Below are 23,592 nucleotides of genomic sequence, written 5' to 3'. Positions count from 1 at the left end.
CGGCTCCGCGATCATCACGACACATGATCGCCCCTCTCGGATGAGCCGGGATGGGCGACACATACGTCATTTCCGAATTTCGGTAAAGCGGAATATTTTCGCAAGAGAGGATTGACAGAGCCGCGACACAGGCGCGGCGACGGATCGAGCGCGGCGCGATCGGGGAAAGTGTCAATGGCGAGCAATCACCCGGATTACGCTGCGCTCCATTCGGGCTACACGACTACGTCCTAGCCCCCGCCAAAATCCCGCGGGCTGAACGGCAAATCCAACACCTTCCATTCCCCGTATTTGTCGGCCGGCAGCATCTTGTAGGGCTGGCAGTTCTGGAGCGCGCTCATTGCGGACTTGACGATGGCGACGCCCTTCGCGGACGGCGGGGCTTCCATCAGGATCGGCTCGCGTGCCAGCGTGCCGTCGGTGGCGAACACCGTGCGCAGCTTGACATGGACGTTGTCGGTTGGCGCGACCCCGGACGGCAGCTTGGCGCACTTTTTCAAGTGACGGCGCAGTTCGACGATGACCTCGGGCGGCAGCTTGGCGGCGATCGAATCCTTGGTGTCGCCGCCGTCGTTCTTGGGGGCGTCTTTCGGCAGCTCCGTCGGCAATTCAGGCGGCAGGCCCAGCATGACGCCGTATTTGACGGTGACGTCGGGCTCCGGAGCCTGATAGGCCGGCGACGGTGCGGCCTGGGGCTGCTGCATCGCCTGTGATGGCGGCGTCGGCGGCTGCGGCGGCTGGGCTTGCTGCGGAGGCTGTTGCGGCTGTGCATTGGCCTCGCGCGGGTCCGGCGGCGAAGGCTGTTTCTGCAATTGTTGCTGCTGCGCAGAACGTTGCAGCTCGGGCGAAGCCTGCGGTGACGGCGATGGCGCGGGCTGCTGCTTGGCCGTCGCATCCGACTTGTCGGCCAATTCCAGCTTCGGCAGCTTCAGGTCGGGTTTCGGCTCCGGCGGCTTCTCCCTCGCCTCTTCCTGGGCCTTCTCCTCGGCTTTGGCCTCCTCCTCCTTCACCTGCTCCGGCGTGACGATGTCGACCGTAACAGCCTCGGGTGGCGCGGCGTGGAACGGATGGACTTCGCTGATCAGGATGATCAGCGCCACCAGCGTCAGATGCGCGATCGCCGACGCCGCAACGTCCGTCCGTATGATCTTCCGCAGTTCCATCGACTGACTTCGGGTTGCCGCGCTGGTCCTAGCATAATGGAAGCCCCCCTCAATCCCATTTCGGCGCGAAGCCGAAGTCGGTCAGGCGTCCCCTGGGATTGGCGAGCGCGGCGATCCGGCCCATCTCGTCGTCCGACAGCTCGAAATCGAAGATCTCGATGTTTTCCGACAGACGCTCGACGCGCGAGGTGCGCGGGATCGCGGCGACATTCTGCTGCATCAGCCAGCGCAGGCACACCTGCGCCGGGCTCTTGCGATGGGCGCGGCCGATCTCCGCGAGCGTCTGGTCGGACTTGATGCGGCCCTTGGCGATGGGACTGTAGGCGACGAGAGCAAGACCATGCTGGTCGCAGGCCGCCCTCACCTTCGCCTGATCCAGATAAGGGTGATATTCGACTTGATTGCAGACAAGCGGCTCGGGCGATAACGCCACCGCCTGCTCGATCAGCGCCACTGTGAAGTTGGAGACGCCGATGTGGCGGGTCAGGCCCATGCGCTTCGCATGCGATAGCGCTCCAAGCGTCTCCGCGAGCGGCACATGCGAATTCGGCCAGTGCAGCAGCAACAGATCGACGGAGGGAAGCCGCAGGCGGGCGAGGCTCTCCTTGACCGAGCGTTCGAGATCGTGGGGCGCGAAATGGTTGGTCCAGACTTTCGTCGTGAGGAAGATGTCGTCGCGGCGCACGCCCGAGGACCGCAAGCCGTCGCCGACCTCGCGCTCGTTGTCATAGGCCTGCGCGGTATCGATGTGGCGATAGCCGAGCCGCAGCGCCTGCTCGACAATGCGAGCGCATGGCCGGCCGCCCAATTCCCAGGTCCCGAGCCCGATCGCCGGGATCCTTGCACCATTGGCCTCGACGAACAGCATGAGGAATCCTCTCTGTTGCGGCAGCCCCAAATCATCCGGCCGTCATTATGGACCCGGCCCATGACGCTGCCAACGGACGCCGCGACAGTTCGGCCGGATATTCAGCGCAATACTACCGGAGGGTTCGCGCGAGCTCTTGGCGTTCCGTCCTTAGCGTCAGACTTTGGCGAGCGCCTGGAACACCGTATCCGGCGCATGCGCGATCACGGCGAGCAGCGCGCGGGCCGGTCCGCGCGGGGCGCGCTTGCCCTGCTCCCAGTTGCGAATGGTCTCGACTGGGACGCCGAGTTTTGCGGCGAACTCCATCTGCGTGAGGCAGGCGCGGCGGCGCAAATCGCGCACCGCGAGCGGGCCGGCGTCGCCCGACGCGGCATTGGCCGCCGGCTGGACCGGAAATTCCTGTCCGTCCCGCAATTCGACGATCCGTCCGTCCGCCTTCAGCCGCAACCGCATGCTCATTCCCCCAAGCGGGGCGATGATGCGGCAGGTCGCTTAAGTTCGGATTAAGAGAGCGGTCTCGTGCCCCGGACGCAGCGCAGCGCTTCTTCAGCGTTGCGCTGCAGAGTCGGGGCCCATCTCGTGGGTCTCGTCCCTATCGCTTTTTGGGTCCCGGTTCTGCGCAGCAACGCTAAGGCCGTTGCTGCGCGCCCGGGACACGAGAGTGAGATTGCCGCACGTCCGTCCTACTTCAACCCGAACCAGAGCGTCGCGATGCCGAGGAAGGAGAAGAAGCCGACGACGTCGGTCACGGTGGTGACGAAGGTGCCGGACGCCACCGCAGGATCGGCCCTGACACGGTCGAGCGCCATCGGGATCAGGATGCCGCCGAGCGCGCCGGCAATGAGGTTGCAGATCATCGCCAGCCCGATGACGATGCCGAGGCCGGGGATCTTGAACCAGGCCACGGCCGCGATGCCGGTGATCACGGCGAAGGCGAGACCGTTGACGAGGCCGACCAGGCTCTCGCGCATCACCACGCGCCAGGCGTTGGAGGAGCCGAGCTCGCGCGTCGCCAGCGCCCGCACCGCGACCGTCATGGTCTGGGTCGCGGCATTGCCGCCCTGGCTCGCCACGATCGGCGCCAGCACGGCGAGCGCCACCATCTTCTCGAGCTGGCCTTCGAACAGGCCGAGCACGGAGGACGCCAGAAAGGCGGTCGCGAGATTGACCAGCAGCCAGTTGAAGCGGCCGCGCGCAATGGTGAGAAAAGTGTCCGACAGCTCCTCGTCGCTGGTGACGCCGCCGAGCGCCTTGAGGTCCTCGTCCGCCTCCTCCTCGATGACGTCGACGACGTCGTCGACGGTGATGACGCCAACCAAGCGGTCCTGGGTATCGAGCACGGGCGCTGCGACGAGATTGTACTTGCCGAACATGCGCGCCACCTCCTCCTGGTCCTCCAGGACGGAGACGCGGCGGCGATCCTCGTCGGTCAGCTCGGTGAGCGGCACCGGACGGCGCGCCCGCAGCAGCACGTCGAGCGGCACCGCACCCTGCCAGTGCTGGTCCTTGTCGACGACGTAGATCTCATAAAAGCGGTCGGGCAGGTCCGGCGTCTCGCGCATGTAGTCGATCGCCTGGCCCACGGTGAAGTCCTGGGGCACCGCGATGAATTCGGTCTGCATCCGGCGGCCGGCGGAATTCTCCGGATAGAGCAGGCTGCGCTCGAGCGCCACGCGCTCCTTCAGCGGCAGCTTCTCGAGGATCTCCTCCTGTTCCTCGGCATCGAGCGTTTCCAGGAGCTCGACCGCGTCGTCGGATTCGAGCTCGCGGACACCTTCAGCGACGGTCTCCGGCGGCAGTTCCTCGAGGATCTCCTCGCGCACGGCCTCGTCGACCTCGTTCAGCGCGGAGAAGTCGAAGTCGCGCCCGGTCAGCTCGACCAGGCGGACGCGGTCGTCGGGCTCCAACGCGCCGATCAGGTCGCCCAGGTCGGCCTCGTGCAGCTCGGCGACGATCGCGCGCAGCTGTGCCGAGTCTGCGGCCTCGATCGCATGCGCGATCTCCTCGACGAATTCGTGACGAATTTCGCCGTCTTCATTGCGCATCGGTACGTGGTCGAGTACCGAATCCGCGGCGGGAGCGGCAACGTCCAGATGTTCATCCATGGCGCGCCTCGCCGTTTGACAGGTTGGATCAGATGGTCTGGGCTGACGGTTCAGGCAATACCCACAAGCGAACAGCGAGCGCAATGACAAAGATGCAATGCCCGGAATGGACGCCGATGGCGCTGGGCGCGGTGCTGGCCGGCCTCGTCGGCGCGACCTCGCTTGAAGCCGCCGAGTGCCCGCGCAAGGACGCGCTCGGCACTGCGCGCGTTCTGAGTGTCGACGTCAAGGCCACCCCGCGCGTGGGCCTGAAGAGCTTTCCGCAGACGCTGCCACTCGCCGATCGCGAGGTCGTGCTGACCTTCGATGACGGCCCACATCCACCGACCACGTCGAAGGTGCTGGCGGCGCTGGCGCAGGAATGCGTACGTGCGACCTTTTTCCTGATCGGCCTGCACGCCTCCGAACATCCGGACATGGTCAAGCGCATCGCCAGCGAGGGCCACACCATCGGCCACCACACTTTCTCGCACCCGTTCATGGCGCGGATCCCGTTCGACAAGGCCAAGAGCGAGATCGACCGCGGCATCGCGGCCGACGAGATGGCGCTGCACGGGGTTTCGACCACGACGCCCTCGACGCCGTTCTTCCGCTTCCCCTATTTCGAGTCCACGCCCGCACAGCTCGACCTGCTCCAGGCGCGCGGCATCGTGGTGTTCGGGGCTGACCTCTGGGCCAGCGACTGGAACGAGATCACGCCGGAGCAGGAATTGAAGCTCGTCACCGAGCGCCTCGCCGCGAGCGGCAAGGGCATCATCCTGTTCCACGACCCCAAGGCGCGCACGGCCGCGATCATGCCGGCCTTCCTGCGGTATCTGAGGGAGAACGGGTATCGGGTTGTTCACATCGTTCCGGCAGGCCCAGCGCAGAAGAATGCCGATGCGCATTGATGCCGGAATGTCACGCCGGCGCAAAATGGGGTGATTTGGGGCCAATTAATATTCTGTTCATGCTACCCCATGCAAAGTTCAGCGCGGCTCCGGCTGAACCGTTTTGGGGCATCTCCGACCTATTAAGGCGGCAATCTCATGGGGGCAGACGAGGTTCATGATCGGAAGTAGCGTTGGTTTGCGGACGCGATCGTGGACGGCCCTTGGCCTGTTGCTGGGATTGCTGACGACCGCTTCGCCGGCGGCGCTCGCGGCCGACTGTCCCGGCCATCCCGACGCGCTCGGGACGTCCCGTACCCTCGTGGTCGATCCGCGCGAGCATCCGCTGATCGGCACCATGCAATATCGCGAGACGCTGCCGCTGAAGGACCATGAAGTGGTCCTGACCTTCGACGACGGTCCGCTGCCGAAATATTCCAACCAGGTGCTCCAGATCTTAGCCGACGAGTGCATCAAGGCGACCTTCTTCATCATCGGCAACCAGGCCAAAGCCAATCCGGAAGGGGTGCGCAAGCTGGTGGCGGCGGGCCACACCGTCGGCACGCACAGCATGGACCATCCGCTGACGTTCGATCGCATGCCGATCGAGAAGGCCGAGGCCGAGATCAACGGCGGCATCGAATGGACCGCGGCTGCGATGACCGATCCGACCAAGCTTGCGCCGTTCTTCCGCATTCCCGGCCTGATGCGCGCCGAAGGCGTCGAGAACCATCTGATCTCGCGCGGCATCCAGGTCTGGAGCGCCGATTTTCCGGCCGACGATTGGCGCCATGTGTCCTCGGATCGCGTCTATCAGCTCGCGATCCAGCGCCTCGAGGCCAAGGGCAAGGGCATCCTGCTGCTGCACGACATCCAGGCCCGCACGGTGGCGGCGCTGCCGAAGATCATCCGCGACCTCAAGGCGCGCGGCTATCGCATCGTCCATGTGGTGCCCGCGACCGCCGATCGGCCGGCGACGCCGACCACGCCGGTGGAATGGCTGCTGCATTCGCCGACCGAGACGACGCCGATCGCGCGCTGGCCGCGCGTGCCGAATTTCGTGTTCGCGCAGACCCGGATGCTGCCGGCGCCCGCCCTTGCCGATCTCAATGCGCAGACCGAGCATCAGCCGCTGCTGCCGCGCCGGACCATGGCGCAGGCGAATGTCGAGGCCACCCTGCCCGTGCCGGGCCGCGACCTGTTTGCGATCCCCGAGGGCTCGGTCGAGGTGCTGCTGTCGACGACCCTGTCGCGACGCGCGACGCGGCTGGCCATGGCAGCCCAGACGCCGCATGCGGCCAAGGACAAGGCAGCCAGGGGCAAGGCAGCGAGATCGCAAGGACGGCGCAGCGCGCAGGCAGCGCCAGCCGCGCCGAAGCCCGCCGCGCAGACCAAGAGCGCTGCCCCGCACCCGACCCGCGTCGCCAGCCTGAAGAAGCGCGCTTAAGGTTCTACTGCCGCATGATCGCGGCGACGCAGAGCAGCACGATCAGCGCCAGGAAGAACAGGTCCATATAGGACTTGAGCTCGCCGTCGCGTCGCAGCCGCGCAACGTCGGCGACGACCTGCTTGCGTGCCGAGCTTCCGCCCGAGCCATCATTGATGGGAGCCTGAAGGCGCCGCGTCTCGGCTTCCAGCTTCTCGATCTTCTGGAAGAAGTAGAACGCGCGCAGCGTCGAGGCCGCGCGCATGGCGGCATAGACCAGCACCAGGATCGCCAGGATGGCCCGGTTCGGATACTTCTCCATGAAGTTCAGGCTGAAATAGACCACCGCCAGGAAAGCGAAATTGGTGATGAAGCGGTAGACGAAGCTAAGAAAGACCATGCTGGCTCAAGCCTTGAGGGATGCGCAACCGGATCGTCGCGCATACGGAATCAGGGGCCAGATGGAGCAGCCGGCCTGGATGCCGTGCAGTCCCGTCTACGCCAAATTTGTTTCAACAAAGATACTATCGCCTCGCAACTCGCCGCCATTTAGCCACACGCGCCTATAATGCAAGCCGGAGCATGCCGTCGGCCCATTGCACGACGGTAGCCCGCAACGGTTCAATGGCGATTTGGCGGAAGTCGCGATAGACTATCGACCGCCACCAGATGTGGGGTCTGCCGATGTCGAAGAAGGGAATCACGGGCCACGACGACTGGGTTCTGACCGAGGCCCTCGCGACCGCGCTGGTCGCACTGGAGCAGCTCGAGCCCAAGCACCGGCCGAACGCACATATGGACGACATCCGCAAGATGCTCTCGAATGGCAAGGAGCCGGCGGCGGTGAGCCTGCACCTCGCCCAAGCCAAGTGCCGCCTATTCCCCGACCTCGATCCGCTGGAGATCTACCGGGAATACGGCATCGGGGAGGAATACGGCTAAGGGGGCGGTCGACGATCGAGCTAAGGGCCGCCGGCAACCGATCCCGCGATCACCATGACCAGCGCGCCAAGGTCGACCTTGCCGTTGACGCTCAGCTCCTCTGAGCGTTCGGCATCGTCCGGGCCTTGAACCCTAAGCGCTTGCGGCCGGTCGGCGGCCTGTCTTTGCAGCTCGCCGATGATGGCTTCCTTGAGTTTCTCTTCCAGCATGGGGCTTCGTCCTTCAGGCCGCCATCGCGCGGCAGGATTGGGCGCAGGAGCGGCACATCGCGACGCATTCGTCCATGCCGCCGATCCGCTCGCAATCCTCGGCGCATTCGGCGCAGATTTCAGCGCATTCGCTGCAGGTGTGCCTGTGATGCGGCGTGTTGATCAGCATGAAATGCGCCGCCGTCCGGCACATCTCGGCACAAGCCATCATCAGGCGGAAGTGCTTTGGCTCCACGTGCTTGCCGCCGGTCTCGAGGCAGTGGTTCATCGCCGTGCCGAGGCATGTCTGATAGCAGCTCATGCAGAGCCCGATGCAGCGGGTCATGTCTTCGGATTGGGCCATCCGTTCTCTCCCATCGCGCCCCTCACTCCGCTCGACCAAAGCGGGGCAACGCGCTTCGTTCCAGGTTCCGCTCGATTGTGTGGCTCAGCCACGCGCGGCCGCCTCAAGCCAGGAGCCGCGGCAGGCTGTTATGGATCGTGCAAGCGGCAATTGCGGCGTGGCCGAAGGCGACCGAGATCTGGTGCAGGTCGGTGACGATGTCGCCGATGCCGTAGAGCCCATCGATCGACGTGCGCTGATGGTCGTCGACCTTCAAATAGCCTTCGGCGGTATGTTCGGCGCCCAGCACCATCGCGAGCTGCGAGCGGACCTCCGCGCCCATCGCGGGATAGACGATGTCGAATTGCGCCGTCCGGCCGTCCGCGAAGGCGGCTTCGACGCCATTGTCGCGTCGCCGCAAGTGCAGGTCGGGCGCGAACACGAACTTCACACCCGCTTCACACAGCTCTGACGTTGCTGCCTTGCCGTCGTTCGGCCCGGTTGCGAGCAGCGTCACGTCGCGCGAGTAGCCGCGCAGGAACAACGCCTTGCCGGCAGCGCGGTGAAGCGGGCCGACGACGCCGGTGCGGCGGCCGGCGGCCTCGAAGGCGTCGCAGACGGGACAATAGCGCAACAGCCCGTCCGCGACCGCCGCGCGCCATTCCACGAACGGCGGATGGGTGTCGACGATGCCGCAGGCGAGAACGACGGTGCCGGCCTGATGTGCGCGACCGTTCCAGCTCGCCTCAAAGCCATGCGCGTGCCGCTGCAATGCGGTGACCTCGGCGTCGACCCGCGTCACGGCGAGCTCGTCCAGTTGCGCCGACATGCGCGCGATCAATTCGCTGCCGGACAGACCGTGGACGAAGCCGGGGACGTTGTGACTGCGCGGGATCAGCGCCGCCCGGCTTGCGCCGGCGTCCACGACGCAGACGCTGCGGCGAAATCGCGCCAGATAGATCGCGGCCATCAGTCCGGCCGGGCCGCCGCCGACGATCAGGCAATCGAGTGGCGCGCTGGTCATTTGGGGTTTGGGTCCTGAACACCAGTACCGGGGTCCTGGAGCCGGCCGCTCCGCGCCAGCCGAACGGCGTTGCCAAGCGCGCGCGCCGCATTCCGCACCTGCTGCTGGAATTCGTCGTCTTCGTCGAGCTCGCGATGCGAATTGGCGTATGGCTCCATATAGCCGACATAACCATCGAGCTCGGCGTAACGGCCCGCCGAGATCAGCTGCATGTCGGTCAGCCAGTCCGACAAGGCGCGGCGCACGCCCTCGGCGCCGACCGCATCGCCGTGAACGACGATGCCGAAATGACGGCCGGCGAGGTGACGCGGATACGGCCAGCCCTTCAGCTCGATCGCCTTGGCTTCAGCGGCCTTCTTGCCATGGGTCGAGCTCGGATCGGGATTGCCGCCGTCAGCGCAGACCATCCGATCCATCATCGCTTTCAGTCCGGCGGGCACGTGATACCAGTTCACCGGCGCCACGATCAGGATGCCGTGGGCGGCGACCCAGAGCGGATAGATCTCGTTCATCCAGTCGCCCACCTGCCCCAGCGAATAATTCGGATAGCAGCTGCATGGCCAGTGGCAGAGCGGCATCGCGGTTGCGACGCAGGATTTGCAAGGATGGATATTCTTGCCAAATTCCGAAGCGAGGCGCGAGAGATCGAGGATATCGCCGGCAAATCCCATCTCGATGAAGACCGGCTCGGCCAACTTGACCAGGCGCCAGGTCTTGGACATCTCGCCGGGACAGGTGTGCTCGCTGCGGGCCGAGCCGTTGATGATCAGGATCCGCGGCGTCTCACTGGCATCGTCATGCCGGCGCTGCGCCGCAAGCACGGCGGCACGCGCCTCCAGCCAATCGACGGCGATGTCGTAATCGGGATCGGCGAAGCCTGCTCCCGCCTTGCGCGTCAGCGGCGCCTTGCGCGAATGACTGTAAGCGTCCCAGGCGGCGCCGACGATGGCATCAAGCTCGCGTTGCAGGGGGGCAAAGGCAGGATCGACGAACCGGCTCCTGTAACGGCTCTCGAATTCTTCGCGCGACAGCCTGACGGGCGGCATCCCCTTGCGAATGTCGGCTTCCGTCATGCTGGCTCCTGGCAAAGTCGGACGCGTTCGACCAACCCAGGGCGCAGCGGGTGGTTCCCGAATGCCTATTGCCGAACGACTTCCTCAGGCAAATCGAATTGCGCGATCCGCTGGTCCAGCCGCCATAGCTCGATGCGGTGGACCAGCACGAGCGCGGCGGCCTCGCGTTTGGCCTGCTCGTCATCGCCGCAGACGAGATTGATACATCCGAACACATGACCGTCGCGATCGATCTGGAAAGCGCGATAGTGCTTCATGCCCGGCACCGTCATCGATCTCGCCTGGGATGGGCGGGCGCGCTCAGCCAGTCCGTCAGGTTCGAGGTCACCTCGTTCTGCTTGGCGCGTTGCAGCAGCATCTCGCGCTCCCTGCCGGGCGGCAGGCTGCGCGCACGCGCGCGGGCGTTTTCGGCGAATGCAGCCAGCCTCTCCTGGAGCGATTGGGTCTGTTTCCTGCGATTGCGTTTGGCGGTCATTGTCGTTTCACAAATCATTTGGTTGGAAGGAAATTGGCCCCGGCGGGAGGTCGGGCACCGGGGCCGAGGTTTCGTGCCGGCTGGGGCGGCCCAGCCCGGCAGTGTTTGTAGCTTCCGCCGCATCAGCCGGTTCCGGCATTTCAATAAGTTAACACTGCGTGATTTTGCGCGCCGCCGGATGCCGGCAGGTCTGCGTGCCGGCAGAGTTGATTGCGCCGGAACCGAAATGCTGATTCGCATGTTCATGGGGGGACTTGAAGGAGGATCATCATGGCGAAAGCAGCATGGAAGCGGCCGGGCTCACCGATCGGCCGCAAAGGACCACGCAAGGCGAATCCCGCCTACAAGCGCCGCGCGCGCGAGCCGTGGACGCCTGCGGACGTGAGCAAGCTGAAGCAGCTCGCGAAAGGCAACACGCCGACCGGCGTCATGAGCATTAAGCTTCAGCGTCCGGTCGCGGCCATCCGCAGCAAGGCGCAACGTGAAGGGATTTCGCTGAGGCCAACGAATCGCTCGCCGTACAACAGGCGAACCAAAGCCGCGAAGCGGCGTTGACGGAAGGCACCGCCGGGTGACAACCGGACACAACGGGGACGATGGACGTGGTGCTCATTTTTCCGGTTTCTGCCCACGACACGAGCGCATCGGTACGCGCCGACATCTAACCCGTTCCTGGCGCGTGCAGCCCGGACGCGCGTCGCATCATTTGCGCCGCGGCCTTGCGCGCCAGTCTGCGCATGCCTCTGCGTGGTTCTAGTCGGGCGGCTGCAAGCCTGGTGATCGAAGCCATTCGCTCATCTGAGAGCCGGTCTCCGCCTGCCTCGCCTTGCGCAACATCTCATCCCGTGCCGCTCCCGGCGGCAGCGCGTTGGCTTCTTCGCGCAGCCGCTGCGCTTCAGCGGCGAGGCGTATCTCCAGCGGATCCGCTTGCTTCGATCGATGCCGCATTAACATGAAGCGTTCTCCCTGATGATCGGGCAGAGCGCGCCGTTGCGTTCCCCAGGGTCAAGCGTTGGCCACACCCAAACGGCGTGGGCGAACCATCAACGCTCCAGGAGCGGAGCGGTTGCCGGGTTCCGCAAAAAACTGGCAGCAGATCGCCTAACCGGCACTCGATGTGAACTCATCTTCGCGATTGTCACGATGAGCCTTCACTTCGATGAGGACCATGGCGCTCTCCATGACTGCAAGGCGCAATTCAACCGCGGCCTGGCGGTGCTGGGTCGCAAGCAGTCGATGCTGCTCCCGCAGAGCGCGGCTGATGTCTATCGTGCCGGCTGCGCGGCAAAGGAGGGCATCCCGCATCGGTCCATCGCCAGCGTGAAAGTGCCTTTTACGCAAGTTACTCAAAATGAGCCGCCGGCTCAAAATTCATGCAGGCACTAACTTGGATTAAGATCTTAACGGCGTTGCCGTGCCTGTCGAAATGAGCCGCTCGGAAGCGGGACGATCGGCCGCTTGGTTCGTGGAAGTTTGCGAAAGCCCGCGCGCTCACCAGTCGCAGAGAGGCGGACGGCGCCCTACTTCTTGAGGACCGCCCCGGCGAGCTGCCATTCCAATTGATCACGGGATAGATGTAGCTGCTTCCTGATCTCAGCGTTCAGAGCCCGCAGTCGGACACTCTCCTCAATTACTCGATCAGCGCGCTCCAGCAGGTCTTGCGTTTCAAAGCCGAGAGGATCGTCGTCCATAGCATGCTCCCGATCTATGCAGGCGGGAGCACGCGATCTCTCAGCCACCGGCGCCTACGGGCAGAGCCTCGGCCGGTGATGCAGGGACAATACTCCAGATTACTCCCACTTCATAGTGAGATAGATCGCAGCGAATCCAGCGGTACCACACGGACCAAGCTGACCCTCGGCAGAGAAACGACTCTGGAACTGGCTCAGCGGCTCGCCGGCCTCGTCCGAATTTCAGCCGCGCCGATAGAGCTGCAGATAGCTCGGCGAGAATAGCGCTGCGTTCTTGAGCGCCCCGAGATCGTTGATGGTCAGCGTGCGCTCGCGCAGCACGATGAGGCCGGAGGCGCGCAGCTCCTGGAGCGTACGATTGAGATGCACCACCGAGAGCCCGGTGGCGTCCGCAAGGTCCGTCTGCGTGATCGGCATGACACAAGAATTGCCCTCGACCATCCCGACGGGGCGAAGCCGCTCGATGATCTCGCAGAACAGATGCGCGACGCGCTCGAGGGCGACGCGACGGCCGAGATTGATGGCCCATTCGCGCTGAATCGCGGCGTTGACGAGGGTCTCGCACAGGAACGCTTCGGCGAGCGAGCGGTCGTTGGCCACCAGGCTCTCGAAGCGTGTGCGCTTGATCTCGGCGTAAACGACGGGCGTCATCGTCGCGATGGAATGGTCGATGACCGGCATCAGGAATGCGTGCGCGTCGCAGCTCTCGCCCGGAAAAATGAAGTTGACGATCTGGCGCCGGCCATCCTCGAGGGTCTTGTAGCGGCAGAGCCAGCCCGACAGCACGAGACGGACGCTATCGACGACATCGCCCTCGGAGATCAGGTCCTCGCCCGATCCGGTGCGCTGCAATGCCTCTAGCAGAGCGTATTCGAGTGATTGTCGCGCCTCAGCCGATATCGGCCTCAGCACGTTCAATCGGCGAATGACCGGTTCAGCGAGGCTGCGGTCGGATGTTGAAAGCGGCATCAGTCAGCCACCGCCGGCGTATGGAAAGTGCGTTTGCTCAGGGGGATCGTGATCGTGCATTGCAGGCCGGCAGGATCGAATGCCATCGTAGTCTGCCCCTTGAAGTCAAACGCAAGTGTGCGCTCCAGGAGCTCGGTGCCAAAACCTTTGCGCGGCGGCGGTGCGACCCGCGGCCCGCCCCGTTCCCGCCATTGGAACATCAGCACCGCCGGCTCGGTGCTCTCCTCGATTCGCCATGAGATCTCGATGCGCCCGGTCGGCTGGCTCAGGGCGCCGTATTTCAGCGCGTTAGTCGCGAGTTCGTGAAGAGCCAGCGCAAAGGTTTCCGCGGCCTTCGACTGAAAACGCACCTTCGGACCGGTCAAACGCACCTGCTCGCCTTCCCTGGCATTATAGGCCAGCAGCTCCTCGACGGCGAGGTATTCGAGATCGACGCCGCTTTCGGGATCGCGGGTCACCATTGCCTGGGTGCGGGCGAATGCGCTCAGCCGGCCATCGAGATGGGAAGCAAAATCCTCGACGCTCTGGCTTGTGTCGGCCGTGCGGCGAGCGATCGAGCGCACGACGCCCAGCGTGTTGCGGACGCGGTGCTGGAGCTCGGCCAGCAGCAGCCGCTGCCGCTCCTCCGCGCGGGTGATGGCGGTGACGTCGATGAAGGTGATGACGACACCGGCGATGAAATTGTCGATGCTGCGGTAGGGCAGGACGCGCGCAATGTAGCGCGTACCGTTGTCGGGCGCGCTCAGCTCGCGCTCCGCGCTGGCCAGCGTGCGCAGCACGCGGCGGACGTCGTCATAGAGCTCCTCGATCGGGACGCGCGCCTTGATATGACTGATGGGACGACCCGTGTCGGTTTCGACCAGATGCAGAACCTGCGTAATCGCGGGCGTGAAGGTCATCACCCGCAAGTCATTGTCGAGAAATACGGTTGCGATCTGCGTGCTTTCGAGGAAATTCTTGAGGTCGCTAGTGGCGCGGGTCAATTCCTGAACGCGATGAGCCAGCTCGCCGTTGACGGTGGTCAGCTCCTCGTTGACCGACTGCAATTCCTCACGCGAGGTTTCGAGCTCCTCGTTGGCCGATTGCAGCTCTTCGTTGAGCGACTGGTACTCCTCATTGGAGGACTTCAGCTCCTCGTTCGTACTTTCGAGCTCCTCGATGGTAGCCTGGAGGCGCTCCCGCGTGGCACGCAGCTCGTTTTCGAGCCGCTCGACGTGCTCGGTCCTGACCAGCGCATTTGGATTGGCCTGGCCGGCCTCGATCGTGCGGAGTGGACCATCCTTGAACAGGACGACGAAGCTGCGATGGCCGCCGGCGCCGTCGTGGATCGGCTCGACCGTGACGTCAACGAGGATACGATGGCCATGCACCCCGAGTTGCACTTGCTCGGCATGGGCCGGCTCGTTAGTCTCTGCCGCGCGGCCCAGCGCTGTGCGTACTTCCAGGCGGAGATCGCGGTGTACGAGCTGGAGCAGGTCGAGCGTGGCGGCGCCCGCCGTCGGCTCGATGTAGCGGCCGGTGCGCCCAGAGAAGTGCAGGACCTGAAAATTGTCGTCGGTGATAACGTAAGCGGGCGCATAGCGCTCCGCGATGCGCTGTGCGCGGCGCTCGAGGCCGACGTCGGGGCCGAACGAACGCACCGGCGGCAGCTCGACGGGGACCCTTCCCGCCGCGGTCGTGATCGGAAACTCCGGCGGCAGCCGCGTTCCTGTCTCGAGCCTCTTGAAGATGCGGGCGCGGCGGTCCACCGGCGCGAACAATTTTGGATGCCGTGTCACGTTCTCGGAATTGCCAAGAAAAAGGAAGCGATCGGGGAGCAGCGCGAAGTGGAACAGCGGGATCACCCGGCTCTGCAACTCGGCATTGAGATAGATGAGCAGGTTGCGGCAGGAGACGAGGTCGAGCTTGGAGAACGGCGCATCCTTGATGACGTTATGCTGGGAGAAGATGCACATCTCGCGCAGTTCCTTCACCACGCAATAAGTGTCGCCTTCCCGGACGAACCAGCGCGCCAGGCGCTCGCTGGTCATATCGGCCTCGATATTGGTGCGATAGCGGCCGACGCGCGCCGTTGCGAGCGCCCGGCCATCGATGTCGGTGGCGAAGATCTGCACCTGCGGCGGGGACTCCATCCGCGCCATCTGCTCGCGGAGGAGGATGCCGATGGAATAAGCTTCTTCGCCAGTTGCGCAACCCAGCACCCAGACGCGCACCTGCTGGCCCGCGCCCTTGCCTTCGAATATTTTCGGGATGATTTGGGTCTCCAGGACCTCGAATTCGCGCTTGTCCCGGAAAAATTCGGTGACGCCGATCAGAAGGTCGTTGAAGAGGTGCTGGACTTCGTCCTTGTCGTTGCGCAGGAAATCGACATAGGCGGCGATCTCGTCGATCTGGACCACCTGCATGCGCCGCTGCACACGGCGCAAGAAGGTATTCTGCTTGTAACCGTGGAAATCGTTTCCGGTCTTGTTGCGCAGAATGTCGGCGATGCGCGACAGCGAGGTCGCGGCCGCGGCCAGCACCTCATCAAACCCCTGCTTCTCGTCCAACCGTCGCAGATGGCGGGCATAAACCCGGATGTGCTCCGGAATGTCTTGCGGCGGCAGCACGTAGTCCGCGATGGCCGCCGGCGTGTTGGCGTCCTCGAGATGATCCGGCTCCTCGCTCGCGACCTTTTCGGCGATGGCAAGACCGCCATGATCCTTCAGCGTCGCTGCGCCGAGCGTGCCGTTGCCGCCGGTGCCGGCCAATATCACACCGATCGATTGTTCGGCGCGTTCTTCCGCCAGCGACACCAGGAAGCTGTCGATCGTCGCCCGCTCACCGGGCGCCTGCTCGGCCTCGCGCATCGCAAAACGGCCGCCATGGATCGTGGTGATCATCGCCGGTGGACAAAGATAGATCGTGCCGCCCTCGATGGTTTGGCCGTCGCCAATGCCGGAGACCACGGCAGCGCTCGCATTTTGCAGGATTTCGCGCAGTCGCGGCTCGTCCAACGCCTCATGATGCTGAAGCGCCAGCACGACAGCCTGATCAGGCTCAACGGTGAGCTTGGCAAAGAAGCGCTCGATACTGTCCAGGGCGGTCGGCGAGGCACCCACACCGACGATCAGCGGGGACTTGATCTGGCGCTCTCTTTCGACCGGCTGGTCGCCGACTTCGTGCATGTTCTTGCTAGCTTTCATTGGCTGGCGGGGCGAACCGCTCCCCGCCAAGCACATAGCAGAAATGGATGTTATCCCAATAGATGAAGGGCAGAAATGGTTAGAACCAATACTGGCACCGACGGCGGGTCGGCCCGGATGCCGACCTTGTCCCCATTTTGAACCCGCCGAAAAACAGAGGCTGCGCCGCAACTCGCACCGGCAGCGCGACGGTCGGGCCGCGATCGTGTGGAATTGAGCGTACATCGTCAGCCTTATCTCGCAGCGCAGGATCAATCTCCGTGCTGGAGATAAGCGACACGCTGCTCGATCAGGACGCGGTGGCGCTCCCACTCGATCAGCGTCCGTTTGAGAAGGGCGACGAGCCGCTCGGCCTCACCCGTGTCATGGCCACCAGCCATGAGCTCTCGAACCCGATCCTCCTGGTCACGGATACGTTTCGAGCCCTCTTCGATGTCCTGATTGGCCCTGGTTAGATGGCGGCGCTCGGAATCGAGCTGCTCGGACCGTTCGATAACGGAGATGGCCATGACGGCGCCCTCAACCTTCCCGCTTGCGCAACGGAGGATCCAGCGACCTTAGCACCACGCGGCGGATCATGTCGGCATATTCGCGATATTCGGCCGCCCTCGCCTCATACATCTCGGCAACGGCGGACCGGCCGCTCCGACGCCCGTCCGCGGCCATGCGCTGCACCAGTTCCGCGCGTTCCTCGATGATGCGCAAGGCAACCCGCAGGGCTTCGTCGACCCGCCCTTCCTGCTCCTTGGCAAGGATATCGGCACCGAAAGCATGGCCGACCTGACAGCGGAAACGCATCGGGCGCGATTCCTTGACCTCGGACAGCACGCCGCCGCAGGCCGGACAGGTCAACGCGACAGGATCGGCCATCGAGACGAGATTGTCACTGCCGATCCGGTCGCCGGCTGCGATCTCCACCTCAAGCCTGATCTCGGGCGGGATCGGCAGAATGGCTCCGGCCTGCTCTCTTACGAGTTCAGAGAGAACGTCGCCCATACCCGCGCTCGGAACACAGAGATCGACAGTGGTCGCCTCCATCGCGCGTAGCGGCATCTCGTCGGCAATGGCATCCGAGGGGTCCTGGACCACGGTCATCCCGCCGCAGCGCTTGATGGCATTGAGGCCAGCTGCCCCGTCCGACAACAGGCCGCTCAAGAGCACTCCGATCACGCGCGGCCCGTGATAGAGGGCTGCGGAGCGGAACAAGGCATCGATCGCCGGCCGGACCATGTTCTCCCGCGGGCCGCACCCGAGGAACACGTGATCTTCCGCCAGCAGCAGATGGTGGTCAGGTGCAGCCAGATAGATCCGGCCGGGCTCGATCTTCATGCCGTTTTCCGCCTGCCGGACTGGCATGTCGGCCACGCTGCTGGCGACGGTCGAGAGAATTCCGATCCCTTGCGCCGGGATGTGCAGGACGATGAAGACGGCTGCCGGCAGATCGGGCGGCAAGCGGCCGAGGATCTGCTTCAGGGGCTGGGTCGCTCCCGCCGAGCCCCCGATGACGATGATGTCGCGGTTAGCCATGGAACTCGCCTCGGCTTGCTTCGTTTTTACCAAGGCGGGTCCCCCCTGTATGTTCCAAGGGGCTGGAAGCGGAGGCTGGAGGCACCATGGCAACATCGCCCAACCCGTCGCATCAGCGCGGGCCTCTCACCGGGCGTCGCATCTTCATTGTTGAGGACGAGTATTTTCTTGCTGACGATATCGGCAAGATGTTTCGCGCGCTGGGCGCGGAGATTGCGGGTCCGGCCGGTCATTTCGAGGATGCCGTCAAAATCCTGCACGACGGCAGCATCCTGCATGGCGCGGTGCTGGACGTGAACATCCGCAGCCAGATGATTTTTCCGATCGCGCGCGAACTGAAGGCGCGCAACATCCCGTTCGTGTTCACCACAGGGTATGACAAGATCACCATCGGTCCGGAATTCGAGGACGTGCCGCTTCTGGAAAAGCCAATCGATCTCGCCGCGATGGCGCGGAAGCTGGCCGCACTCATCACCGATCCGCGCAGTTGATGACGGGCGGGCGATCAGAACAGATGTGCGAAAGGGAGCCAGACGGTGACCGCTAGGCAAAGCAGAACCGCGACATAGGGCAGCGCGACGCGCAAGACAGGAAGCCTCCCGCAGTCACTCCATCATCATCCAAACGATTGCCGCCATCATCACGAGAAACCCCGTGATTGCGGTGGCGATAAAAGCCTGTTCGATGCGGTCCATCGCCATCGCAGCCCCCTTTTCCAGCCCGCACAATGTGACCACCTTCGGGGCGCCGCGCATTAGGCTATGTGAATCGGGCGCCGCGCTTCATCGGCCCGACGCATCTACTCCCGCCAGAACTCCTCCAGTTCCTCCGCGGTCACGAGGTCGACCTGGCCATGAAAACGGGTGCGGTACATCGTCATGAGCGCATCATGCCCGACATCGGACGAACTGCACAGCGCGTCCTCGACGATGACGACCCTGAAGCCGAGGTCGACGGCGCTCAAGACCGTCGACAGCACGCAGACATCGGTCTCTGCGCCGGTGACCACGACCGCACCGACATTCTTTTCGATCAGCAGCCTCGCGAGTCCGGGATTGCTGAACGCGGAATAGGCCGGCTTATCGATGACGACCGCCGGAGGAACGAACTCGCTGAGGGCCGGCACCAGTTCGAGACCGGATGGCGGAAGATACCTGCGGGTCGCCTGGCGCCAGCGATGGAAATAGCTCTGCCATTGGCCGGGACGGTCTTCCGGATCCTGCGGCGTGATGAAGCGCGTGAAGATCGTTCTGGCCGGATGGCGGGAAACGATTGAGGCGATCCTCGGCAGCACCCGCTCCATCCAGGGCGTCGCCCAGAGCCCGCTCGGCGCAAAGATGTTCTGCATGTCGATGCAGAGGTGAACGGCTTCCCTGATCTCGGCAATCTCCGAGCTACTATCCCTCATCGTTCTCCACCGTCAGGCGCTCGGCCGCACGCCGTCAGCTGGCATCCCGGCGGCGAGTTCAGCGAGGGCAATACGAACGCAAAGGCTTTGGTTCCGCAACCATGCCGCCGTCCAAGCGGGTGCTGACGAAGCGCGGCCGGGGCGCTGCGCTCGCGGTCCCGATCAACGCCATGCCTTCTCGTTCTTTTGTTGGTAGTCCTTGAAAGCCTTCTCGAGGCCGCCCAAAACCTCGGCGGACGTTTCGAACATCGCCTTCAACTGCGGTTCGTCGACTTTCTCGATGTCCTCGCGCAGATGGCTCCGGATATCGTGGAGAGCCTTCTGCATCTTCTGCGTATGGTGTCGGGGATCACGATCTGCCGCACTTGCCATCGCCACTCTCCTCGTTGCGAATATTGCCGGCCGAAGTGCAGGAGCGTCCGGCAAGTCGGCGCGTTAACGGCCCGAGGGAAGCCTGGTTCCAATTACGAAATCCGATAAGCCGGCATGAAATACAGGGATTTGCTCACGGAGTCGCTGCACCTTCTGCATCTACGAGTGAACCCCCATTCCCTCAAGCGCGGCGATCAGCTGATCCACATCGAAGGGCTTGGTGAGAATTTCGAGTCGCGCGGCAGGCGCGAAGCGTTGCCGCATCTCATCATCGGCGTAGCCCGTTGTCAGGACGATGGGCAGGTCTGACCGCAGGGCCCGAAGCTCCTCAACCAGTCCATCTCCGGGTCGGTCGGGAAGCCCGAGATCCACCACGGCGGCCGCCAGCTCGTGGTGCGTGCTTCTCGCTTTCAGGACTGCCTCCTCGAAGCTTGTCGCGGCCTCGGTGACGAAGCCCCTCTCCGAGAGCATGTCCGTGAGCAGCAGGCTCAGGAGGAATTCGTCTTCGACGACGAGGACGCGCCGCGTGGGGGCGTTTCCCTGGTTCAAGAGGTCGCGCACCCTGCCACCAAGCTCCGCTGAGGAGAACGGCTTGCTGAGCAGTCTGGTGCCGGCCTCGAGGCGGCCTTCGCGAATGAGGACGTCACCGGCGTAGCCGGTGGTGATGAGAACCTTCAACCCGGGGCGATGCGCACGAGCACACTCGGCGAGGTCCTTGCCGGTGAGCTGGCCGGGAAGGCCAAGATCCGTGAACAGAAGGTCGACCCTTGCGCCGCGCTCGAGTATCTTCAGCGCCGAATGCGCGTCGCTCGCTTCGATCACCACATATCCGAACTCGCGGAGGCTGTTGCTCGTGAAAGCCCGCACATCCTCGTTGTCTTCAACGACAAGGATGGTTTCGCCCTCTCGGGAGTGGAGGACAAACGGACTGTCTTGCTTTGAGGCTTGCGGCGGCGGCAGAGCGTCCGATTGCGCCGCCGCCTTCGGAAGCAGGATCTCGATCCTTGTTCCACCATTTGGCTTGCTCGACAGCGTGATGTGGCCCCCACTCTGCCTCACAAAGCCGTAGACCTGACTGAGGCCCAGCCCCGTTCCTCTTCCATCCGGCTTTGTCGTGAAGAAAGGCTCGAACACGCGACTGAGCACGTCAGGAGTCATTCCACAGCCTGAATCGGTCACGGCGATGAGGACGTGAGGGCCTGGCCGTCCTTCATCCTCGCGGGTTTCATCGGCGAGCTTTCGATCGATATTCGCCACTTCAATTGCGATACTTCCGCCCTCCGGCATCGCGTCTCGCGCGTTCACGGCCAAGTTCAGGATCGCCGATTCCAGCTCCGTCGGATCCACCTCGACCGGCCAAAGATCCTCTGCGACCGTCGTTCTGACGACGATCGTCTCTCCGAGCGTCCGTTGCAGCAGATCGGACAAGCTCGAGATCAGCTCCTTGAGATCGACGATCCGGGCCTCCAGCGGCTTCTGGCGGGCAAAACTCAGCAGCTTCGCCGTCAGCTGCGCAGCCTGCCGGGCACCCCGCGCGGCATTTTCGAGCGCATTGGCAATCCGGCTGTCGGTTGCTGCCGTCACGCGCATGGCGCTTTCCAGATTTCCGAGCACGACCGTTAGCAGATTGTTGAAGTCATGTGCGATGCCGGCGGTCAGCCGACCCACTGCCTCCATCTTGGCGGCATGGCGCAGACGCTCCTCGGTGGCCCTGCGGCTCGAAATGTCGCGAATGCTCGCAAGGCGCGCAGGCCGGCCATCCCAAGTCGTCTCGACCGTGCGGATTTCCGCATCGATGACGCGAGCGCCCGGCTGATGAACCGAGATCTCGGTCATATCGTCCACGACAAAGGGAATGCCGATGGGTGATCCGATCAACGATCCGATCGGGCGGCCGAAGATCGTTTCCGAGGCCGGGTTGGCAAACAGCACGACGCCAGATTCGTCGACGACAATGATGCCGTCGGCATTCTTCTCGATCAGAAACCGGACCTCGGACTGATCGATCGCCGGCTTTGTGGACGGACCCGCAATGCTCATGATTCACCTGAAGCGGCCATGTGGAATGCGTCGGCGAGCTCATTCCCTGAAAACGTTCGGAGCACGACTGAACGGCTCACCCAAATGCATGCCGGCGCCGTCTATCGTGAAACGCCGGATTTCCTTGGCATGCTCGCTGCCGCGCATCTTCAATACCATCAGCCCGCGATGCATGATCTCCTGCTCCTGGATGTATCGCAGCAGAATGATGGAATCGGTCATGGTGGAAATGTGCTGCTCGCTTGCGCTTTCGCCGCCCACCAGAGACTTGCTGGTCGCCGTGCACAAACCGGCGATCTCCCGCTTCTTGATGAAGGATGTCAGACTGATCAGGAACTCGCGGAAGCCGGTCTCGGGGGCAATTCGCTCAAGGGCCGAAAGGCTGTCGACCGCAATTCGGTTGGGCTTGAATTCGTCAACCAACGCCTGGATCGTCAACAGGTGATCGGGCAGCCCCTGGGCTTCGGGGTACAGGCAAACGATCTTCAATTTTCCTTCCGCCTCCATCCGCGCGAAATCGGCGCCCCAGCCCGTGGCATTTCGGAAGAGCTGGCCCTTGCTCTCTTCGTATCCGAACAGAATCGCTCTTTCCCCGGCCTCGACGCCGCCCGCGAGAAAATTCGTGACCAGCAGCGTCTTTCCGGTGCCTGTGGCTCCGCTCACGAGCGTCACGCTGTCTCGGAAGAAGCCTCCGCCGCACATCTCGTCGATTGCCGAATTTCCGCTGGTGACCCGCACGGTGCTGGACTGTTGCTCGAGCCGGAGAGACGACAGCGGAATCGCGACGACCCCGCGGCCTGCCAACAGCGTGAATGGCGCCTCGCCCTCCGCGTGATGGCTGCCTCGCATCTTGAGCACCTCGATGGTCCGCCGGCGCTTCTCTCGGTAGAGGAGATTACGCAGGATGACGACATTGTCGGCGACGAATTCCTCGAGCCGATGCCGCGTGATCTCTCCATATTCGCTGTTTCGCTCCGCCGTCATCAGCACGGTCAGGCCTGCCTTCTTCAAGGCCGTGCTGATGCGAAACAGCTCGCGCCTGAGTATCTTGGGGTCGCTGATGAAATGATCGAAAAGCTGGGTCAGCGAGTCCAGCACCACGCGCTTGGCGTTGACGCTCCTGACTGCATGCATGATTCGGGACAGCAGACCCTCCAGGTCGAAGTCGCCGATGACCAGTTCGTCCGTGATCGGCGGGCTCGCGTCGACGAACGCGAGCCGACCGGCCTTCCGCCACTTGGCCAGTTCCCAGCCGAACCCGCTCATATTGGCCTCGATATCGGCGGGCGGCTCCTCGAACGTGACCAGCACGCCATTCTCGTTGAACGTCTCGATGCCGTGAGCGAGAAATTGGGTGGCGAACACCGTCTTGCCGCTTCCAGGCGTGCCGCCGACGACCGTCGTTCGGGCGCGCGGGAGCCCACCCATCACCAATTCATCGAACGCATCGACGCCGGTCCTGACCCGCTCCAGTACGCCGGAGATCTCGGTCTCCTGGTCGCCGTCTTGGCCGCTATCCTGGGCGGTCATGCGTGATCTCCTTCGATTCCCATGAATTCAAGGATGCGTTTGGTGTCGCTGAGGTCTCCGACGATGCGACGGGAGCGATGGCCGTCCTCGTACGAAAGAGTCGGCGTGGCAATGATGCCGGCGCGGTCGGCGAGATCAGGACGCGTGAGCACGTCGATGATCTCGATGTCCCAGCCTTTGCTGCTCACCGAGGCGCGAAGGCGCTCAAGATTCTGCTGGGCGCGGCGGGAGCTCACCGAGTTACCCGCGATGTAGAGTCGTAGCACGAGCGGAGCAGCCACCGGACATCGCCTTACTTTTTTGATCGTCGGGCCAATGCCGAACCAAAGCTGCCACTGCTCGCCCCTACGGCGGTCTTCGGTCGCTCAACAAGCCTGCGCTCCGAAGGAACAAC

At 63.8% G+C, this 23,592-nt stretch carries 27 protein-coding genes; 6 read left to right on the top strand and 21 right to left on the bottom strand.

The genetic code is table 11. The features are described from left to right. Nucleotides 1–230: 230 nt before the first annotated feature. The 4 genes from tolA to mgtE all read right to left on the bottom strand — a co-directional run bounded on the left by tolA (nucleotide 231) and on the right by mgtE (nucleotide 4,136). Entirely contained in the window at nucleotides 231–1,163 is a 933-nt protein-coding gene (tolA, locus tag IVA98_RS06120) for a cell envelope integrity protein TolA (protein ID WP_247354459.1), read from the bottom strand. A gap of 49 nt (nucleotides 1,164–1,212) precedes the next feature. Next, a complete protein-coding gene (locus IVA98_RS06115) occupies nucleotides 1,213–2,031 on the bottom strand; it encodes an aldo/keto reductase (protein ID WP_247334227.1) in 819 nt (272 codons plus the stop codon). Between the two features lie 156 nt (nucleotides 2,032–2,187). Next, nucleotides 2,188–2,490, bottom strand: a complete 303-nt coding sequence (relB, locus tag IVA98_RS06110) for a type II toxin-antitoxin system RelB family anti-toxin transcriptional regulator (RefSeq protein WP_247300728.1) — start codon at nucleotides 2,488–2,490, stop codon at nucleotides 2,188–2,190. Nucleotides 2,491–2,714: 224 nt separating this feature from the next. Continuing rightward, nucleotides 2,715–4,136 carry a magnesium transporter gene (gene mgtE / locus IVA98_RS06105; protein ID WP_247300727.1) on the bottom strand — a complete coding sequence of 474 codons (1,422 nt, stop codon included), beginning with the start codon at nucleotides 4,134–4,136 and terminating at the stop codon, nucleotides 2,715–2,717. Between the two features lie 116 nt (nucleotides 4,137–4,252). Here mgtE and IVA98_RS06100 point away from each other — a divergent pair, with 116 nt between their 5' ends. Together IVA98_RS06100 and IVA98_RS06095 are read left to right on the top strand one after the other, a co-directional pair. Next, entirely contained in the window at nucleotides 4,253–5,026 is a 774-nt protein-coding gene (locus tag IVA98_RS06100) for a polysaccharide deacetylase family protein (RefSeq protein WP_247300798.1), read from the top strand. Between the two features lie 157 nt (nucleotides 5,027–5,183). After that, a complete protein-coding gene (locus tag IVA98_RS06095) occupies nucleotides 5,184–6,452 on the top strand; it encodes a polysaccharide deacetylase family protein (protein ID WP_247300726.1) in 1,269 nt (422 codons plus the stop codon). 4 nt (nucleotides 6,453–6,456) lie between these two features. On the opposite strand, the gene IVA98_RS06090 is transcribed toward IVA98_RS06095, so the two are convergent. Further along, entirely contained in the window at nucleotides 6,457–6,831 is a 375-nt protein-coding gene (locus tag IVA98_RS06090; RefSeq protein ID WP_247275741.1) for a hypothetical protein, read from the bottom strand. Nucleotides 6,832–7,115: 284 nt separating this feature from the next. On the opposite strand from IVA98_RS06090, the gene IVA98_RS06085 reads away from it, so the two are divergent. Beyond that, nucleotides 7,116–7,373 (top strand): hypothetical protein, encoded by a 258-nt coding sequence (locus IVA98_RS06085; protein ID WP_164940018.1) that lies wholly within the window; start codon nucleotides 7,116–7,118, stop codon nucleotides 7,371–7,373. 20 nt (nucleotides 7,374–7,393) lie between these two features. Here IVA98_RS06085 and IVA98_RS06080 read toward each other — a convergent pair whose 3' ends face one another. From IVA98_RS06080 to IVA98_RS06055, 6 genes are all read right to left on the bottom strand, one after another. After that, nucleotides 7,394–7,582, bottom strand: a complete 189-nt coding sequence (locus tag IVA98_RS06080; RefSeq protein ID WP_247300725.1) for a hypothetical protein — start codon at nucleotides 7,580–7,582, stop codon at nucleotides 7,394–7,396. Between the two features lie 13 nt (nucleotides 7,583–7,595). Then, nucleotides 7,596–7,925, bottom strand: a complete 330-nt coding sequence (locus IVA98_RS06075) for a four-helix bundle copper-binding protein (protein ID WP_247300724.1) — start codon at nucleotides 7,923–7,925, stop codon at nucleotides 7,596–7,598. A gap of 103 nt (nucleotides 7,926–8,028) precedes the next feature. Then, nucleotides 8,029–8,928 (bottom strand): NAD(P)/FAD-dependent oxidoreductase, encoded by a 900-nt coding sequence (locus IVA98_RS06070; protein ID WP_247300723.1) that lies wholly within the window; start codon nucleotides 8,926–8,928, stop codon nucleotides 8,029–8,031. After that, nucleotides 8,925–10,001: a flavodoxin family protein gene (locus tag IVA98_RS06065; protein WP_247354458.1), complete on the bottom strand. Its 1,077-nt coding sequence runs from the start codon at nucleotides 9,999–10,001 to the stop codon at nucleotides 8,925–8,927. Before IVA98_RS06065 ends, IVA98_RS06070 begins: the two co-directional genes overlap by 4 nt. A 65-nt stretch (nucleotides 10,002–10,066) precedes the next feature. Then, nucleotides 10,067–10,273, bottom strand: a complete 207-nt coding sequence (locus tag IVA98_RS06060; protein ID WP_247300721.1) for a hypothetical protein — start codon at nucleotides 10,271–10,273, stop codon at nucleotides 10,067–10,069. Then, the gene (locus IVA98_RS06055) at nucleotides 10,270–10,476 is read right to left on the bottom strand and encodes a hypothetical protein (RefSeq protein WP_247275735.1); all 207 of its coding nucleotides are present in this window, start codon (nucleotides 10,474–10,476) and stop codon (nucleotides 10,270–10,272) included. Before IVA98_RS06055 ends, IVA98_RS06060 begins: the two co-directional genes overlap by 4 nt. 270 nt (nucleotides 10,477–10,746) lie before the next feature. On the opposite strand from IVA98_RS06055, the gene IVA98_RS06050 reads away from it, so the two are divergent. Both IVA98_RS06050 and IVA98_RS06040 read left to right on the top strand, forming a co-directional pair. Next, nucleotides 10,747–11,031, top strand: a complete 285-nt coding sequence (locus IVA98_RS06050; protein WP_247300720.1) for a hypothetical protein — start codon at nucleotides 10,747–10,749, stop codon at nucleotides 11,029–11,031. Between the two features lie 588 nt (nucleotides 11,032–11,619). Continuing rightward, complete coding sequence (locus tag IVA98_RS06040) at nucleotides 11,620–11,862, top strand: hypothetical protein (RefSeq protein WP_247354457.1); 243 nt, start codon at nucleotides 11,620–11,622, stop codon at nucleotides 11,860–11,862. Nucleotides 11,863–11,996: 134 nt separating this feature from the next. Here IVA98_RS06040 and IVA98_RS06035 read toward each other — a convergent pair whose 3' ends face one another. The 5 genes from IVA98_RS06035 to IVA98_RS06015 all read right to left on the bottom strand — a co-directional run bounded on the left by IVA98_RS06035 (nucleotide 11,997) and on the right by IVA98_RS06015 (nucleotide 17,848). Continuing rightward, a complete protein-coding gene (locus IVA98_RS06035; RefSeq protein ID WP_247300717.1) occupies nucleotides 11,997–12,167 on the bottom strand; it encodes a hypothetical protein in 171 nt (56 codons plus the stop codon). Nucleotides 12,168–12,389: 222 nt separating this feature from the next. After that, entirely contained in the window at nucleotides 12,390–13,136 is a 747-nt protein-coding gene (locus IVA98_RS06030) for a Crp/Fnr family transcriptional regulator (protein ID WP_247354456.1), read from the bottom strand. Continuing rightward, entirely contained in the window at nucleotides 13,136–16,303 is a 3,168-nt protein-coding gene (locus IVA98_RS06025) for a CheR family methyltransferase (RefSeq protein WP_247354455.1), read from the bottom strand. Before IVA98_RS06025 ends, IVA98_RS06030 begins: the two co-directional genes overlap by 1 nt. A gap of 269 nt (nucleotides 16,304–16,572) precedes the next feature. After that, nucleotides 16,573–16,830, bottom strand: coding sequence for a hypothetical protein (locus IVA98_RS06020; RefSeq protein WP_247300714.1), 258 nt, complete (start codon nucleotides 16,828–16,830; stop codon nucleotides 16,573–16,575). A gap of 10 nt (nucleotides 16,831–16,840) precedes the next feature. Beyond that, nucleotides 16,841–17,848 (bottom strand): chemotaxis protein CheB, encoded by a 1,008-nt coding sequence (locus IVA98_RS06015; RefSeq protein ID WP_247300713.1) that lies wholly within the window; start codon nucleotides 17,846–17,848, stop codon nucleotides 16,841–16,843. Nucleotides 17,849–17,934: 86 nt separating this feature from the next. Here IVA98_RS06015 and IVA98_RS06010 point away from each other — a divergent pair, with 86 nt between their 5' ends. After that, nucleotides 17,935–18,339: a response regulator gene (locus tag IVA98_RS06010; RefSeq protein ID WP_247300712.1), complete on the top strand. Its 405-nt coding sequence runs from the start codon at nucleotides 17,935–17,937 to the stop codon at nucleotides 18,337–18,339. Nucleotides 18,340–18,647: 308 nt separating this feature from the next. Here the strand turns inward: IVA98_RS06010 and IVA98_RS06005 are convergent, their stop codons facing one another. The 5 genes from IVA98_RS06005 to IVA98_RS05985 form a co-directional block, all read right to left on the bottom strand. Further along, the gene (locus IVA98_RS06005; protein WP_247300711.1) at nucleotides 18,648–19,256 is read right to left on the bottom strand and encodes a cysteine hydrolase family protein; all 609 of its coding nucleotides are present in this window, start codon (nucleotides 19,254–19,256) and stop codon (nucleotides 18,648–18,650) included. A 162-nt stretch (nucleotides 19,257–19,418) separates the two neighbouring features. Further along, on the bottom strand, nucleotides 19,419–19,628 hold the full coding sequence (locus IVA98_RS06000; protein ID WP_247300710.1) for a hypothetical protein: 210 nt from the start codon (nucleotides 19,626–19,628) through the stop codon (nucleotides 19,419–19,421). Nucleotides 19,629–19,787: 159 nt separating this feature from the next. Next, nucleotides 19,788–21,668 (bottom strand): response regulator, encoded by a 1,881-nt coding sequence (locus IVA98_RS05995; protein WP_247300709.1) that lies wholly within the window; start codon nucleotides 21,666–21,668, stop codon nucleotides 19,788–19,790. A 39-nt stretch (nucleotides 21,669–21,707) separates the two neighbouring features. Next, on the bottom strand, nucleotides 21,708–23,198 hold the full coding sequence (gene kaiC, locus IVA98_RS05990) for a circadian clock protein KaiC (RefSeq protein WP_247300708.1): 1,491 nt from the start codon (nucleotides 23,196–23,198) through the stop codon (nucleotides 21,708–21,710). After that, on the bottom strand, nucleotides 23,195–23,479 hold the full coding sequence (locus IVA98_RS05985; RefSeq protein ID WP_247354454.1) for a circadian clock KaiB family protein: 285 nt from the start codon (nucleotides 23,477–23,479) through the stop codon (nucleotides 23,195–23,197). The genes kaiC and IVA98_RS05985 overlap by 4 nt, the downstream gene beginning before the upstream one ends. Nucleotides 23,480–23,592: the final 113 nt, after the last annotated feature.

This window comes from Bradyrhizobium sp. 160, assembly GCF_023073735.1.
In the GTDB taxonomy this organism is placed as follows: Bacteria; Pseudomonadota; Alphaproteobacteria; order Rhizobiales; family Xanthobacteraceae; genus Bradyrhizobium.
The sequence above is the reverse complement of the archived record's forward strand: the minus strand, read 5'-3'. Positions and strand labels throughout refer to the sequence as shown.

Bases quoted from the DNA above. Each gene is read 5' to 3' on its own strand.
- IVA98_RS06035 (WP_247300717.1), bottom strand. From the start codon at position 12,167: ATGGACGACGATCCTCTCGGCTTTGAAACGCAAGACCTGCTGGAGCGC.
- IVA98_RS06100 (WP_247300798.1), top strand. From the start codon at position 4,253: ATGGCGCTGGGCGCGGTGCTGGCCGGCCTCGTCGGCGCGACCTCGCTT.
- IVA98_RS06050 (WP_247300720.1), top strand. From the start codon at position 10,747: ATGGCGAAAGCAGCATGGAAGCGGCCGGGCTCACCGATCGGCCGCAAA.
- IVA98_RS06080 (WP_247300725.1), bottom strand. From the start codon at position 7,582: ATGCTGGAAGAGAAACTCAAGGAAGCCATCATCGGCGAGCTGCAAAGA.
- IVA98_RS06000 (WP_247300710.1), bottom strand. From the start codon at position 19,628: ATGGCAAGTGCGGCAGATCGTGATCCCCGACACCATACGCAGAAGATG.
- IVA98_RS06005 (WP_247300711.1), bottom strand. From the start codon at position 19,256: ATGAGGGATAGTAGCTCGGAGATTGCCGAGATCAGGGAAGCCGTTCAC.
- IVA98_RS06025 (WP_247354455.1), bottom strand. From the start codon at position 16,303: ATGCACGAAGTCGGCGACCAGCCGGTCGAAAGAGAGCGCCAGATCAAG.
- IVA98_RS05995 (WP_247300709.1), bottom strand. From the start codon at position 21,668: ATGAGCATTGCGGGTCCGTCCACAAAGCCGGCGATCGATCAGTCCGAG.
- IVA98_RS06060 (WP_247300721.1), bottom strand. From the start codon at position 10,273: ATGACGGTGCCGGGCATGAAGCACTATCGCGCTTTCCAGATCGATCGC.
- IVA98_RS06020 (WP_247300714.1), bottom strand. From the start codon at position 16,830: ATGGCCATCTCCGTTATCGAACGGTCCGAGCAGCTCGATTCCGAGCGC.
- IVA98_RS06090 (WP_247275741.1), bottom strand. From the start codon at position 6,831: ATGGTCTTTCTTAGCTTCGTCTACCGCTTCATCACCAATTTCGCTTTC.
- IVA98_RS06030 (WP_247354456.1), bottom strand. From the start codon at position 13,136: ATGCCGCTTTCAACATCCGACCGCAGCCTCGCTGAACCGGTCATTCGC.
- IVA98_RS06055 (WP_247275735.1), bottom strand. From the start codon at position 10,476: ATGACCGCCAAACGCAATCGCAGGAAACAGACCCAATCGCTCCAGGAG.
- IVA98_RS06015 (WP_247300713.1), bottom strand. From the start codon at position 17,848: ATGGCTAACCGCGACATCATCGTCATCGGGGGCTCGGCGGGAGCGACC.
- IVA98_RS06095 (WP_247300726.1), top strand. From the start codon at position 5,184: ATGATCGGAAGTAGCGTTGGTTTGCGGACGCGATCGTGGACGGCCCTT.
- IVA98_RS06085 (WP_164940018.1), top strand. From the start codon at position 7,116: ATGTCGAAGAAGGGAATCACGGGCCACGACGACTGGGTTCTGACCGAG.
- tolA (WP_247354459.1), bottom strand. From the start codon at position 1,163: ATGGAACTGCGGAAGATCATACGGACGGACGTTGCGGCGTCGGCGATC.
- mgtE (WP_247300727.1), bottom strand. From the start codon at position 4,136: ATGGATGAACATCTGGACGTTGCCGCTCCCGCCGCGGATTCGGTACTC.
- kaiC (WP_247300708.1), bottom strand. From the start codon at position 23,198: ATGACCGCCCAGGATAGCGGCCAAGACGGCGACCAGGAGACCGAGATC.
- relB (WP_247300728.1), bottom strand. From the start codon at position 2,490: ATGAGCATGCGGTTGCGGCTGAAGGCGGACGGACGGATCGTCGAATTG.
- IVA98_RS06040 (WP_247354457.1), top strand. From the start codon at position 11,620: ATGAGCCTTCACTTCGATGAGGACCATGGCGCTCTCCATGACTGCAAG.
- IVA98_RS06075 (WP_247300724.1), bottom strand. From the start codon at position 7,925: ATGGCCCAATCCGAAGACATGACCCGCTGCATCGGGCTCTGCATGAGC.
- IVA98_RS06065 (WP_247354458.1), bottom strand. From the start codon at position 10,001: ATGACGGAAGCCGACATTCGCAAGGGGATGCCGCCCGTCAGGCTGTCG.
- IVA98_RS06070 (WP_247300723.1), bottom strand. From the start codon at position 8,928: ATGACCAGCGCGCCACTCGATTGCCTGATCGTCGGCGGCGGCCCGGCC.
- IVA98_RS06115 (WP_247334227.1), bottom strand. From the start codon at position 2,031: ATGCTGTTCGTCGAGGCCAATGGTGCAAGGATCCCGGCGATCGGGCTC.
- IVA98_RS06010 (WP_247300712.1), top strand. From the start codon at position 17,935: ATGGCAACATCGCCCAACCCGTCGCATCAGCGCGGGCCTCTCACCGGG.